Source organism: Mycobacterium sp. 852014-52144_SCH5372336 (assembly GCF_001665615.1).
GTDB classification, from domain to species: domain Bacteria; phylum Actinomycetota; class Actinomycetes; order Mycobacteriales; family Mycobacteriaceae; genus Mycobacterium; species Mycobacterium neumannii_A.
The window spans coordinates 91417-104996 of the sequence record NZ_LZSW01000019.1; the positions used below are offsets into that span (position 1 = coordinate 91417).

Sequence of the window (13580 nt, forward strand, 5' to 3'; positions counted from 1 at the left end):
GCGATAGGCGCACCAAACCAGCTTGAAGCTAAGCGCCTTCTCTCACCAACTCTTCGATCTGTTCAACGGATTTCGACATCAGGAGTCGGCATTCCCCCAGATATTGCTAACGCGGAGATTCGAGCCAGCCGAACAGGGAAGTCAGCGGTGTCCGTTCGCTTTGAGGATCCCAGCATGCGCTGCTTCGAAGTGTTCGCCAATGATGTCTCGGACCCAATGTAGTTGCTCAGCTGTCGTCTTCGGTTTGAAGCTGACGGATTCGACCAACTCTTCGAGGCGCGTATTGGGCATGGGAGTGAATTCCGTCAAGTACTGCCAGCGATGCGACCTGTCATGAGGCCCGAATTCGTTGGGTGCATTGAGTGGAGCGATCATGCAATTGATGCTGGCCTCGCGCGAGGATTCGTAGACTTGGATCTTGGAGTCTCTGGATCGATAGTAGACAACACCGCCCGACCTGCCTCCCTCGTCCACGCTGAGGTCGACGTCTTCTAGCTCAAAGCCGAGTTCGAACAACAGAGGACCGACGATGGACTGCACTTGGTTCAAGAAGTCATCCATTTACATCAACCTTCTTTCTTCACCCACGAATTGCCAACTCGCTCATATCCATATGTTGCTGCGTTCTGCACTAGGAACTTTATCTCCCTTGCTGAGAACGAATTTGGGTCGGTGCGGATCACGTCTTCTATCGACGAGAATCGCGTGCCTTCGACGACGTAGTCGATGCGAGGAACTCCCCTTTCCATCTGAGCTTGTAGGAACTGCTCGTTGACAAACCAGCCGAGCGCGTTTGCCTCCGGCTTGCTGAGGCCGTCGCCAATTGCGTTCCAGGCGTCTGGCCCTGTGTCGTAGTAGATTCCGCCATTGGCTCGCGCCTCGCCGATGTATCCGCCGTCTAATCCATCCCACTTGCCGAGAACTACGCGATCGGCATTTCCGAACTGATGCGTGGAAAGCTCTGCGAGCTCGCGGGCAAGGTCCGTTACTGGGCTTCCGTTCACAAATGCTTCGTTCAAAGTGGACGCAATGAGAGGTGCGTCAGGTGAGTAGCCAGCATCGCCAACTGGTAGTAGGGGCTGGACATTGCCCGCTGGTGGCTCGTGCATAGATTCGGGCAGGATCGAGTGATCGACTGTGCTTGGGGGAGTTGGTAAGTCGATGACGTCGTCGGGTATGGCTGCTCTTGCGCCGTGGGCGAGGAGTGCGCCTTCACCGCCGAGAAGGGCGCTGGGCGCGGTGAGAGCGGTTCCGCCGGCCACCTCGCCCAGGTAGGGACCGGGATACTCCGTGAGGTGCGCGAGGTCTTCTTGTATCGAGTCGATCGGATTGGTCACTCGTTGCCAGGTGCCTTTGGCCATGTCGGTCCAGGAGTCCTTCAAGTCCTCCCATCCGTTGGCTCCGATCAGGTTTTTGATGCTCTCTTCGGTGTTGAACCAACCGTCGGCGAAACCCTCGGTGAAGCCGGGCTTGGGCATCGGGGCATCCTCGGAGGGCTTGGACGCCGGTAGCGGCTTGTGTGCTGCGGCGACGATCGCGTCGAGTCGCTGCTCGATCTGCCCGGGCGGCACCCCGTCACGCAGCATCGTCTCGCGGGCCAGCTTCTTGAACTGCTCGACCTTGGCCGGGTCCAGTGCCACCGGCTGCGCCGGTGAAGCGTCGGGTCGGCCGACAGGGGCCCTGGCGAGCTGATCCAGTGCACTGGCGAGGCTGTCGGGTGGGGATGCTGGTTCGCTCGGCTTGGGATCTGTGCGGCGATCACCGGTTGCGGGCAGCAGCAGATCGCCTGCTGTCTTCGGCACCGGCTCGGTGGCCCCACTGGCGGCGGTGATCGCACCCGCCAGTTCGGCGTCGATGCGCTGCCCGTCGGCGAGCGCGGCGCCGATGCGCTGCTCAAGGTCGGCGACCTTGCCCGCCACTTGCGCGGCGTATTCCTCGGTCATGTGGCTGGTGTCCGGGACGATCACCTGGTTGGTGTATTCGTCGATGAGCACCGCCGGCGCGGCGGCGGCATCGTCGAGGATGGCCTTGATGGTCTGGGCCAGGCCCTCGGAATCGTGCTGGATGCGCTGCATCCGGCTCGCGACCTTACCGAGATTGTCGGCCACCGTCTCGTGGTCGACAGCCGTGGCCGTCATCGCCGACTTGGCGGCTTGTGCGCCGTGGCCTTCCCAGGCCGACACCGTGATCAACGAGCGATAGAACTCAGCAGAGTTGGTGTGGTTGTCGGCGGCGGCGCGCGCGGATCCGGCCAGGTCGGCGATCTCGGGTGGCCACTGTTTGAGCTCGGCCAGGGTCAGCGCCACGGTGTCATCTCACAGCGCAGAGCCCGCATCCTCGATGCCCTCGGCGCCCGCTGCATCGGTGCGCACGTAGCTGTCGGCGGCCGTGCGGTGTGCCCGAGCGTGCTTGGTGAACTCCTCGACGAAGCGTGAACCGTCGGCTTCCCACGACGCCACCATCTTCGGCAACGCCGCAGCTGAAGCCCCCGATCCAAGAACGGCGTTGCCCGCCCGTGCCTCCGCCGCCTGATGTGCGCTCCGAAACCCACCGGCCTGGCCGTCGAGTTGGTTTGCGGTCATGCGCAACTCGATCGGATCGACCTTCAGCGGCTCACTCGAGTCCGACACCATCTCCCCTTCATGGCTCTAACCGCACACTAACAGCGCTGCGGTGCTGTCCTACGCGGCAATTCTCGGAGGAGAGACCGCCCCGAAGGACCGGCGGACGGGACGCGTGAGGCGAAGGGGCGAAGTCTTCGCCCCGCCGCGAGTGGTTTCATGCATGGCATGAGGTTCCTGATGGTGATGGGAAGCCGCGCGTGACTCTTGTCGACAATGAGACCGTCCGTCGAGCGGTTGGCGAGTTTGCGGCTCAACCGAACCAGCGGACCGCCCTCGATGTGCTTCGGTCGTGCATGTATGGCGAGTTGCTCTTCGACATCACTGGGTCCGACGAGCCTGAGGGCGGTTCTTTCGCTGCCGGATCACAGCTACAGATCCGCGGTGGCACAGGACCGGACGGCGGCCGGGCACTTTATGTCTTCACCCGACAGGAGGAGGTCGCCCGCCTCTACTCTCCAGACACGCGCACCCAGTCGATGGTCACGTCCGCGACTGGTGCGCTGAGTTTCGCACGGGACCGTCAGGATGCCTGGCTCTACGTCGACCCTGCGGGTCCGACCTGCGCATTGTCGGCGACGGACATCGATTTCGCGCTGCGGAACCCGAACAACGAGCCGTTGAAGACGATGCTCGCCGCCCTTGATTCTGGTGACGCCGACAGGCAGGAAGTCCTGCAGGTCCTGCTGACGGAGGGACCGTTGCTGCTCGGCGCAGACAAAAACTCCGTCCCCGGAAAAGTGGCGATTCGATCGATGGCTCTGAGCGACGGCTCGACGGCTCTGGTCGGATTCACCAGTGCGCCAGAGGTCGTCGCGCACAACGTGTCGGATACCGTCGGCGCCTTCACCACGCTCGAGGTGCTCGATATGGTTCGCAAGGGCGGCCATGGTGGCATCGTCATCAACCCCGCCGGGCCGTCGATTACCTTCTCGAGAGCAGAGATTGGCGACTGATGCTGCTCAGCCTCCGCGCACTGTCTCAGCGATGTCCGTACGTCCTGCGGGTCGCAGCACGCGCCGCTTCGAGACGTTCGCCCCTGAAGTCCTGAACGACGAGCGCTAAGCTCTCCGCATGGAGCTACTACGCAACGTAGTTGTACTGCTGCACATCGTCGGCTTCGCGATCACGTTCGGCGGGTGGGCCGCCGAAGCCCTCGCCCAGCGCTTCCGAACCACCCGCGCCATGGACTACGGCCTTCTGCTCTCACTGCTCACCGGACTCACCCTCGCCGCGCCGTGGCCCGCCGGCATCGAACTCAACTACCCGAAGATCGGCATCAAGCTGGTGATCCTCGTCGTCCTCGGCGGCTTCCTCGGCATGGGCAGCGCCCGTCAGAAGCGCACCGGCAACCCGATCCCGCGACCGATGTTCTGGTCGATCGGCGTGCTGTCGTTGGCGGCCGCGGCGATTGCCGTCCTGTGGTGACCTGGCCCGATCAGCAAACGCGTGGATCGCTGAATTGTCATACCCACCTGGAATAATGGTGTAGTGACGCAAACTGCAACCGAACGCCTTCACATCGTCGAGGGAGCCGACTGGAAGGACGCGGCGATCACTCTGCTGGAGGATCGCTCGACGTATCGGCCCTGGCGCTACGGCTTCGGCGAAGCCCACATCGGCGACCCGGTGGCCATCGTTTTGAACACCGATCCGCCGTCGGTCATGACACAACTCGGCCGCATCGGTCCCGATGGCCGCTTCGACCGCGCCGAGATCACCTGGGGCCTGCCGAGCCCCGGCTTGGTGGACCTCGGCACGCTGGCACGGCTCGTGAGGTTCGCCGGCGACGAAGACCCCCGCACGGTGTGGCAGCTCCGCGGCGACGCGGCCGCTCGCATGACTCTCGCGCTGACCGATTGCGACGCCGACGGCAAGCGTTCGACCCGGTTCGGCCATTCGACGATGGCCGCGGCGGCCACCCTCCTTCACTCCCGCGGGCAGTGCTCCGGATGCGGAGCCGTGCTCGACCTGCTCGGCGAGCGTGCCCGCGACGCGTTCCGCATCCGCACGGTCGACTTTCCTGAGCGACCGCAACCACAGCCGGTCATCATGGAGGCCACCAACGTGCCGAGCTACTTCTACGGACCGATACCCGACAAGTGTTGGCTGCCCGAGCTTCCAGCCGATTGGCCCGGCGTGCTGTGCCTGCGCTGCGACACCGCCATGCGTGACGGCGGCTTCACGAGCCTGATCGACTATCTGTTCTCGCAGCATCCGCGGTGTCCGTACTGCGGCGCCCAACGGACGCAGAGCGCGCAGTTCGGGCACGTCTTCCATCTGGACTTCCCGCCGTGGGACGACTACCGAGGCTGTGTCCGTCAAAACGACGACTGGACCTGCACCGTATGTGGCAGCCAATGGTGACCCAGTCGAGGCGAGTCCGCTGGCGGGGACCCTCTATCGAGCCCGAATGCGCTGCGCCACCTCGCCGTAACGCTCGAACCGCTCCGGATCGGCCAGCGCGTTGTACAGCACCACGCGTGACGCCACCTCGCCGTACCGCGACATCAACGCGTCCGCCAGCCCCTCCCACGTCGACTCCGTGGCGAACGTTGCAATGTGCTCGTCGGTGATACAAGCCGCCATGCCTTGGTAGTCGCCGGCCTTCTGCTTCTCCCTGATCCGCGCCGTCGTGCCCTCGAACCCCGCCTCGTCCCAGATGAACGCGTAGTTCGGTGTGCTGCCGTAGAAGCCCATGCTCGCGCGCACCAACTCCCGCTCGCGTTCGCGTTCCTCGTCGGTGTCGCCGACGACCGTCATCACCGGCACAATCACGGCGATGTCGTCGACCGAACGCCCTGACTTCGCCGCGCCCTCAGCCAGGTTCGGCACAACATGCCGACCGATGTACCCCGGCTCACCGAGCGGATGCACGTGGATCCCGTCGGCCACCTCGCCCGCCATTCGCAGCATCCACGGGTTCACCGCCGCCACATCGACCTTCGGATCCGGTGCATCGATCGGGCCCGCGCTCCACTGCGGCGTGATGAAGTCCAGGCTGTAGAAGTCACCGCGATGCTCGAGCTTGCCCGTCCGGAACGCATGGAAGCACGCCTTCACCGCCAGCACATAATCGCGCAACCGCGGACCCGGACGCTCGAACTCCATCCCGTAGCGGCGCACCACATGCGTGCGTACCTGCGTACCCAGGCCCAGACGAAATCGCCCGCCCGAGGCCTCCTGCAACTCCCACGCCGTCGCCGCCGTCACGAACGGGCTGCGCGGAAACGCCACCGCCACACCCGTCGACAACTCCAGCCCCGGCGCGGCCTGCGCCGCCACCGCCGCGTTCATGTACGGCGTGCGGCCGGTCTCGGTGAACAGCAAGCCGGAGAAGCCGGCCGTCTGCGTCCGTCGGGCCAGCTCGCCGATGTCCAGGAGCGGTCGTGGGGTGGTCATCACGTCGACGTGCACAGTCGCACCCTACGCCGGGCCCCGAGTTGCCCCGCGACTTTGGCTAGCCTTTACTTAACAACTGCCAAGGCCGACGCGAACTTTCAGAACCTCCACCACTTTCGCGACGCCTTTCGTTACTTTGGCTAGACGCTGCGATCGTGAAAAATGTCGCCGGAAGGGATGGCCGTGACAGACCAGTTCTTGGAGCCCGCTCCGAGCAAGGCGGAACTCGCCATTTCCAAAGGCTGGGTCCAGGGCGTCGCCCTGGTCATGGTCTTCGGTTTCCTGATCATGGGCATGCTGGCCGCCCGAACCTACTCCGACTCGATGCCGCAGCCGCAGCGCGTCGTCGGCCCCGACGGCCAGACACTCTTCACCGCGCAGGACATCACCGCCGGACAGCAGATCTTCCTGCGGCGCGGGCTGCAGCAGTACGGGTCGGTGATGGGCCACGGCGGCTATCTCGGACCGGACTACACCGCCGAATACCTTCGCCTGTCCGCCGACCATGTCGGACAGGAGCTGCGCGACGCCGGAGTGCAGGATCCGACCGCCGCCGTCGTGGAGATGATGCGGACCAACCGCTACGACGAGGCCACCGGAACGCTGCAGTTCACTGCCGAGCAGGTAAGCGCATTCGAAGAGATCCGTAACTACTACGCCGACCTGTTCGGCACCGACTCCACCGAATACGGCCTCATCCCGCAGGTCATCACCGACCCGCAGGAAATCAAGGAGCTGACAGCGTTTTTCAGCTGGACCGCCTGGGCCAGTGCGGCGCAACGTGACGGCCACTCCTACTCCTACACCAACAACTGGCCACCGGAACAGCGCGTCAACAACACGCCCACCGCCGACATCCTGGTCTGGTCGGCGATGTCGCTCATCGCGCTGCTCGCCGGGCTCGGTGCGCTGTTCGCCCTCTACGGCCGATGGAGCCGCAAAATCGGTTGGCACGCAACCGAAACGCCGTCGCTGAAGTTCCGCCAACCCGGTGAGGTGGCGATCACCCCGTCGCAGAAGGCGACAGCCTGGTTCTTCCTCGTCGTCGCGGTGCTCTTCCTCGCCCAGGCGATACTGGGCGGCGCGATCGAGCACTACCGTGCCGAATTGAGCAACTTCTTCGGCCTCGACCTGGCGCAGATCCTGCCGTTCAACCTGGCGAGGACCTGGCACGTGCAGTTGTCGCTGCTGTGGACCGCGGCGTCGTTCCTTGCCGCCGGAATCTTCCTGGCGCCGATCATCTCCGGGCGCGAACCACGCCGGCAGTCCTGGCTGACCTACGGGCTGCTCGGCGCGTTGTTCGTCGTCGTCGTCGGGACGCTGGTCGGCACGGCGCTGAGCACGTTCGGCGTCGACTGGGCCAAGGGCTCCATCTTCTTCGACCAGCAGTGGGAATACCTCGACCTGCCGCGGTTCTGGCAGGCGCTGCTGGTGATCGGTTTGTTCCTGTGGATGGCGATCATCTTCCGCGCGATCCGGTCCCGGCTGAAGACCGAGAGCAAGCTGAACATGCCGTGGCTGTTCTTCTACGCCGGCCTGGCCATCCCCGCGTTCTACGCCGTCGGCATGCTCGCCGGCACCGAAACCCATTTGACCGTCGCCGAATTCTGGCGGTTCTGGGTGGTGCACCTGTGGGTCGAGGACTTCCTCGAGCTGTTCACCACCGTCATGGTCGCCTACATCTTCGTGATGCTGGGCGTGGTGCGACGCAAGATCGCGATCCAGCTGATCTTCCTCGACGTCATCCTCTACTCGATGGGTGGCGTGATCGGCACGATGCACCACCTGTACTTCTCCGGAACACCGGTGGAGCACATGGCACTCGGCGCGTTCTTCTCCGCACTCGAGGTGATCCCGCTGACGTTCCTGACCGTCGAAGCGTGGACCTTCCTGCAGCTGGGCTCGCGGCAGCAATCACGTAGCAGCGCACCGTTCCCGCACCGGTGGGCAGTGATGTTCCTAGTCGCCGTGGGCTTCTGGAACTTCGTCGGCGCAGGAATATTCGGCTTCCTGATCAACCTGCCGATCGTGTCTTACTACCAGATCGGCACCGCGCTCACGGCCAACCACGCACACGGCGCAATGATGGGCGTCTACGGCATGCTCGCCGTCGGGTTGGCGCTGTTCGCGCTGCGCTACATCATCCCGCCGCAACGCTGGCCCGAGAAGCTCGCGAAGCTGTCGTTCTGGTCGCTCAACATCGGGTTGGCGTGGATGGTGTTCGCCACGCTCCTGCCTCTCGGCGTCCTGCAACTGTGGCACTCGGTCAACGACGGGTATTACGAGGCCCGCGCCCTGAACTACATCACCCAGTCTGGCAACGTGGTGCTGGAGTGGTTGCGCATGCCGGGCGACTTCCTGTTCATCCTCGGCGGCGTGCTGCCGTTCCTCTGGATCGCCTGGGTCGGTGTGCGTTACGGCATCAAGGCGACCACGCACACGCTGCCCGCCGAGACGTTGTTCGTCGAGGAGCACGCCCACGCCGAGGAGGACCGCACCGGTGTGGCGGTACCGGGACGCAGCCGCTACGCCTCCGACCGGCGGGTGACGCCCGACGAAAGCGGTGAGGGTCCATGATCGCCGGAATCGGGATCGCGGCGTGGCTGACGATCGGCTACGCGGTGGTTCTCGTCGCCATCGCGTACGGCATCGACACGTTCGCCCGCCGCGCCGCAGCCAAGGTCGAGGGGCACCGGACGGGGGCGTTCGTCTACCACGAGGACCACGACGCCTGGCAGTGTCCGGAGGATCAGTGGTTGTGGCCCACGTCCTTTGACCCCGATAACCGGGTCATGCGGTACCGGGGCACCCCGTCGATCTGCAACGCCTGCCCGGTCAAGCACACCTGTACCTCGTCGCACGACGGCCGCGAAGTGAGCCGGGCGATCGATAGTTGGCCGGCGTCGGAGGCGGCGCGGTTCCATCGCGGAATCGCCTGCGCCGTCAGTGCCATCGCAGTGATCCTGCCCTCGGCGACGGCCCTGGCGGCCGACACCGCGCCGGAGGCGTTGCTGCTGTTGGGATCCGCCGTCGTGGTCGGGGTGATGAGTCTGCCGTTGTGGTCGCACCTGCGCCGCACACCGGCCGTCCCTGACGGGGTGGTGTTCCAGTCGCTCGACGAGAACCTCGAGGAACGAAAGCGTCTGGCTGAAGCCGAGGTCCGTCGTCGTAGCTCGTATGCGTCCGACCGGCGGGCGGAGCCGGGGGAGGTGCTCTGATGGAGGGTTGGTTGGTGGTCGTCGTGTTCTTCGCGGTCGTGCTGCTGGCCGTCGCGGCCGCGTCGATACGCGTTGTCAAGGAGTACGAGCGTGGGGTGGCGTTCCGCCTCGGCCGGCTGCGCGGACCGCTGGGGCCCGGCATCGTCGTCGTGGTGCCCGGCATCGACAAGCTCGTGCGAGTGGACCTGCGAACCGTGACCCTGACGATCCCGCCCCAGGAGGTCATCACCCGCGACAACGTGACCGCGCGGGTCAACGCCGTGGTGCTGTTCCGGGTGACCGATCCGACGAAATCGGTGATGGCCGTGGAGAACTTCGCGATCGCGACGTCGCAGATCGCGCAGACCACGCTGCGTTCGGTCGTCGGGCGGGCCGACCTCGACACGCTGCTCGCGCACCGCGCCGATCTCAACGAGGATCTCGCGGCATCGATCGCCAAGCAGACCGAGCCGTGGGGGATCGTCGTCGAAGTCGTCGAGATCAAGGATGTCGAGATCCCCGAGATGATGCAGCGTGCGATGGCCCGCGAGGCCGAGGCGGAACGGGAGCGACGCGCCAAGGTCATCAGCGCCCGCGGCGAACTGCAGGCGTCGACGGAGCTGCGCGACGCGGCGATCACGCTCAGCGAGAGCCCTGCGTCGCTGCAATTGCGCTATCTGCAGACGCTGCTCGAACTGGGCGCCGACCAGAACTCGACCGTCGTGTTCCCGATTCCCATGGACATCGTGCGCCCGTTCCTCGAAGGTTCTCGGAACGATCCGGCGGCTCCCGGCGGCGCGATTCCGCACATCAGGAGGGTCAAATCCGATGAGTAGCAACACGCCCGAACCCGTGACCGTCGATGAGACCGGTGACGCCGTCGACGACGGTCGTCCGGTGGTTCTCGAGCCCACCCCGCCGGGCCTGTGGCGGGCGCTGCTGGGAGGGGCGGTCGCCGTGCTGGCGCCGCTGTTCGGGTTCTTGATCGGCGGCATGATCGGAGCCGGTGCGGTGGGGGAGGCGGTCGATCCCTTGTTCGTGTCGCTGTTCGCCGGCATCGTCGTCGGCGGCATCGGGGTGCTGGTGGCGCTTTCGGGCGGCGCACGGCTGTGGCGGCACTTTCACCGCAAGGACGCCGTCGAACCCTGGGCTCCTAACGCCGGTTGATCCTGCGGTCAGGACGCGGAATTCGCGGTTTCGAGCGCCCTCAGCGCAGAGTCGACGGTCATGATCAGGAGTCGAGCAGTGAGACGCCGTCGCGCCAAGCGCGAAGCACCTCCTCGACACGGTTGAACACTCGCGCCCGCGCGGTCTCGCGGTCGAGGCCCGACGCCACCAGCTGGTCGTAGTCGGTGTCGACGTGGAGCACCGAGGCCGTGACCGCCTCGCGGACCGCATCGGGTCCGATCTCGGGCACCGTCAACCGTTGGCGGCCTCGACCACACAAACTGGCGGCGGTGTGCAGCGCTATTGCGTCGGCGCGATTGGTCGGACACCCGGGGAACAGTTCCCGGATCAGCTCAGCGATGCCGTCGCTGCCGCGTACACCGGCGTCTGCCAGGCTGGCCAACGCCGCCGCCTCGATCGCCGCCGGCTCGGCCAGGATGCCCTGCCGCTCGTACATGCTCTGCCCCCGATAGCGGAAGCGCCGAAGGCTCTTCTGCATCACGACGACCGGCGACCGGCTGAGCTTCACAGCTCGCCTGGTGAGCGCGGCGCTGCCTGCGGGGAGGAACTCCAGATGGGCGAGCCCGGCGCAGTCGAGGCACACCGCGCCGGACTTGGTTCTGAGCAACACGTCAGACGCGCCGGCACATTTGGCACACGCCGTCGCATCCGGTACCTGCTCGGCATGCCTGACTCGTACGTCTACACCCACCATGCGCCGACCGTACGTTGATGGTCCGACACGACGCCTATCCCGATATCCACACCATCGCCTCGGGTGCGATTGGCGACGTGCACGAAATCGCTGCGCCGCTCCGAGCACGGTGCGACTAAGGCGTACGATCCGCCAGCCAGGCGAAGAACTCCTCGGCGGTGAACACCGGCTTGCCGTACTCCTGTGCTTTGCGCGCCTTGCCCGATTGTGTGCCCGCCTCGGCCGTCACCAGCACTTCGCACCGCATCTTGGTCACCGATCGCACCGGCTTCAGGCCGGCCCTCTCGGCCATCCGCTCGATCTCCTCGCGCTCCACCACGCGACCGGAGGGATCCAAAGCCGTTCCGGTGAAACAGATCCGCGCCCCTGGCACCATTGCGTCTTCGATATCATGCCGCGCCACTAACGATGCGTCGCTCGCCACGTCGATGCCCAGCAGCGCTGACGCGTTGTGCAGCCGGGCGACAACCTCGTCAGGCAGCAGCGCGCGGGAAGCGGCCGCCCGCAGTTGATCAGCCACTGCAGACCGCGCCGCCGCGTCCCACGACGAGTCGAGGTCTCGGTGCACCGACGCACCGAGCATCACGGCCCCCACGTCGCGGCTGATCCGCAACAGGGCGGACAACCCGGGCAGATGATCGGCTTTCGGCGTCGGTACGTTCGGGTCGCGGCTGACTAACAGGCCCGAAACCGATTCCGCCGGTTCGGGGTCCTCGAACGTCGTCGAGCCGGTGTCGACGTCGGCGTCCGCGTGTGCCGCCAGCGCCGACTGCGCACGCTCCAACGCACTCCGCCCTGACACGCGGGCTTTACGCAGCTCGATGCCCAACGGCATCGGCGCCACATGCCCGAGGCGTTTGAGCTCGAAGTCAATCAGCCCCAGCGTCTCGTCCACCTCCGGTCCTACGGGCGTGCAGCCCGCCAGCATCGGCGCGATCACCGCCCAGGCTTCGCGCAGGGTCGGTGCCAGCAGCACGTCGGAAACGCCGATGCCGTAAGCACTTCGCGCATCGGCGAGGTCACGCTGCGGGTTGATCAGCGTCGAGACCGCGGTGCCGTCGTCGAAGGCCACTGCCAGTTCCACCGGCCGGGGTCGAGACATCCGGCCCTCGTCGCCGACGGTCAACATGCCGATCCCGCAATACTTGCGCGCCGTGGCGCCGCTGACCGAACTGCGGAGGAACCGGGCGATCCGCCGATCGGTCTTCAAGTCTTTGGGCAACACAGGGCGTTTGAGCACCAGGCCGGCCAACGACGTGCAGCGGCTCAACGCCACATACAACTGTCCCGTCGAGAACATGCCACCGGTGAGGTCGACGACCACCCGTTCCAGCGTCTGGCCCTGACTCTTGTGGATCGTGATCGCCCACGCCAGCTTGAACGGCAACTGCGTGAACGTCCCGATCACCTCACGCCGCAGCGTCCCGCCGTCGACCACCGGACGGGTGGCCTCCCATGTGAACGGCGTGACCTCCGCGCACGATCCGTCGGCGAACTCGACCTCGACGACCGCGCCGTAGCGGTCGTAACCGACGCCGACGACGCGTCCGATCGAGCCGTTGACCCACCGGTCGCCCTGGTCGTTGTTGAGCATCATCACCTGCGCGCCGACCTTGAACCGCAGCTCGTCCTCGATCGGCTTGTCGAACAGCGAAAGGTCGCCCGACTCGCTGGCGCGGTGCCGCATTTCGTCGCCGGGCAACCGCTCCAGGTGTTGACGGTTGCGGGCGGTCACCAGCCGGTTCGTCGGCGCCAGCGTCAGCCAGAACTCGTCGTCGGGTGGTACGAAGTCCTTGTCGGCGCGGGCGTTGAGCTGTTCCTGGGCGTGGCCCAAGAGCACGCCCTCACGGATTTCGTTGAGGATGGCCGTCATTCGGTCATCACCCAGTTGGCGGAACACCGTCGTCAACGAGATGGTGGGGAAGTCGTCGCGGTCGAACTTGCGGGACGAGAAGAAGTACGGGGTGTCGTAGACGGTGGTGAAGTAGCTTTCCTCGCCGTCGCCCACGACCGGTGGGAGTTGATATAGGTCGCCGACGAGGACGATCTGCACGCCGCCGAACGGCGCTCCCGGTTCGGGGCCGTAGCGTTCGAGTGCGGTGGCGACCATGTCGAAGACGTCGGCGCGGACCATGGACGCCTCGTCGATGATCAACGTCTGCAATGACGCCAGGGTCTTGGCGAATCGGCCCGGCCGGTACTGGCCGCCGGTGACGTCGTGAAGCGTCGTCGTGGTCCGGAACCCGAAAAGCCGGTGGATGGTGTAACCGTCGACGTTGAGCGCCGCGATACCCGTCGGCGCGACCACCACGACGTTGCGGTCCGTCTCCGCCATGAACCGACGGATCAACGTCGACTTGCCGGTCCCGGCCTTACCCGTGAGGAACAGGTGCTTGCCACCGGAAAGGAGCGCCAACGCCTCGCGGAACTCGTCGGTGAGGATCAGTTCCCCGCTCACGGGTGGCACAGTACCCGCGC

At 65.5% G+C, this 13580-nt stretch carries 13 protein-coding genes; 7 read left to right on the forward strand and 6 right to left on the reverse strand.

Annotation, left to right across the window (positions count from 1 at the left end; translation table 11 throughout):
• Positions 1-141: 141 nt before the first annotated feature.
• The 3 genes from A5759_RS04090 to A5759_RS04100 all read right to left on the reverse strand — a co-directional run bounded on the left by A5759_RS04090 (position 142) and on the right by A5759_RS04100 (position 2633).
• On the reverse strand, positions 142-561 hold the full coding sequence (locus A5759_RS04090) for a hypothetical protein (RefSeq protein ID WP_068194142.1): 420 nt from the start codon (positions 559-561) through the stop codon (positions 142-144).
• Positions 562-566: 5 nt separating this feature from the next.
• On the reverse strand, positions 567-2192 hold the full coding sequence (locus A5759_RS25830; RefSeq protein ID WP_156616806.1) for a hypothetical protein: 1626 nt from the start codon (positions 2190-2192) through the stop codon (positions 567-569).
• Positions 2193-2315: 123 nt separating this feature from the next.
• A complete protein-coding gene (locus A5759_RS04100; protein ID WP_068194148.1) occupies positions 2316-2633 on the reverse strand; it encodes a type VII secretion target in 318 nt (105 codons plus the stop codon).
• A 188-nt stretch (positions 2634-2821) separates the two neighbouring features.
• Here A5759_RS04100 and A5759_RS04105 point away from each other — a divergent pair, with 188 nt between their 5' ends.
• From A5759_RS04105 to A5759_RS04115, 3 genes are all read left to right on the forward strand, one after another.
• The gene (locus A5759_RS04105) at positions 2822-3577 is read left to right on the forward strand and encodes an SseB family protein (protein ID WP_068194150.1); all 756 of its coding nucleotides are present in this window, start codon (positions 2822-2824) and stop codon (positions 3575-3577) included.
• 118 nt (positions 3578-3695) lie between these two features.
• Complete coding sequence (locus tag A5759_RS04110) at positions 3696-4049, forward strand: Fe-S protein (RefSeq protein ID WP_068194153.1); 354 nt, start codon at positions 3696-3698, stop codon at positions 4047-4049.
• 63 nt (positions 4050-4112) lie between these two features.
• Positions 4113-4988, forward strand: coding sequence for a hypothetical protein (locus A5759_RS04115; RefSeq protein ID WP_068194156.1), 876 nt, complete (start codon positions 4113-4115; stop codon positions 4986-4988).
• Between the two features lie 33 nt (positions 4989-5021).
• Here the strand turns inward: A5759_RS04115 and A5759_RS04120 are convergent, their stop codons facing one another.
• Positions 5022-6038 carry a TIGR03617 family F420-dependent LLM class oxidoreductase gene (locus tag A5759_RS04120; protein WP_068194159.1) on the reverse strand — a complete coding sequence of 339 codons (1017 nt, stop codon included), beginning with the start codon at positions 6036-6038 and terminating at the stop codon, positions 5022-5024.
• A 168-nt stretch (positions 6039-6206) separates the two neighbouring features.
• Here A5759_RS04120 and A5759_RS04125 point away from each other — a divergent pair, with 168 nt between their 5' ends.
• From A5759_RS04125 to A5759_RS04140, 4 genes are read left to right on the forward strand one after another with little or no spacing between them, the layout of a single operon-like run.
• A complete protein-coding gene (locus tag A5759_RS04125; protein ID WP_231984538.1) occupies positions 6207-8600 on the forward strand; it encodes a nitric-oxide reductase large subunit in 2394 nt (797 codons plus the stop codon).
• The gene (locus tag A5759_RS04130; protein ID WP_068194177.1) at positions 8597-9241 is read left to right on the forward strand and encodes a hypothetical protein; all 645 of its coding nucleotides are present in this window, start codon (positions 8597-8599) and stop codon (positions 9239-9241) included. The genes A5759_RS04125 and A5759_RS04130 overlap by 4 nt, the downstream gene beginning before the upstream one ends.
• Complete coding sequence (locus tag A5759_RS04135) at positions 9241-10056, forward strand: SPFH domain-containing protein (RefSeq protein WP_068194179.1); 816 nt, start codon at positions 9241-9243, stop codon at positions 10054-10056. Before A5759_RS04130 ends, A5759_RS04135 begins: the two co-directional genes overlap by 1 nt.
• Complete coding sequence (locus tag A5759_RS04140) at positions 10049-10387, forward strand: hypothetical protein (protein WP_068194182.1); 339 nt, start codon at positions 10049-10051, stop codon at positions 10385-10387. Before A5759_RS04135 ends, A5759_RS04140 begins: the two co-directional genes overlap by 8 nt.
• A gap of 64 nt (positions 10388-10451) precedes the next feature.
• Here A5759_RS04140 and A5759_RS04145 read toward each other — a convergent pair whose 3' ends face one another.
• Positions 10452-11102, reverse strand: coding sequence for a DUF2293 domain-containing protein (locus A5759_RS04145; RefSeq protein ID WP_068194185.1), 651 nt, complete (start codon positions 11100-11102; stop codon positions 10452-10454).
• Positions 11103-11217: 115 nt separating this feature from the next.
• On the reverse strand, positions 11218-13560 hold the full coding sequence (locus tag A5759_RS04150; protein ID WP_082961965.1) for an AAA family ATPase: 2343 nt from the start codon (positions 13558-13560) through the stop codon (positions 11218-11220).
• Between the last annotated feature and the right edge of the window lie 20 nt (positions 13561-13580).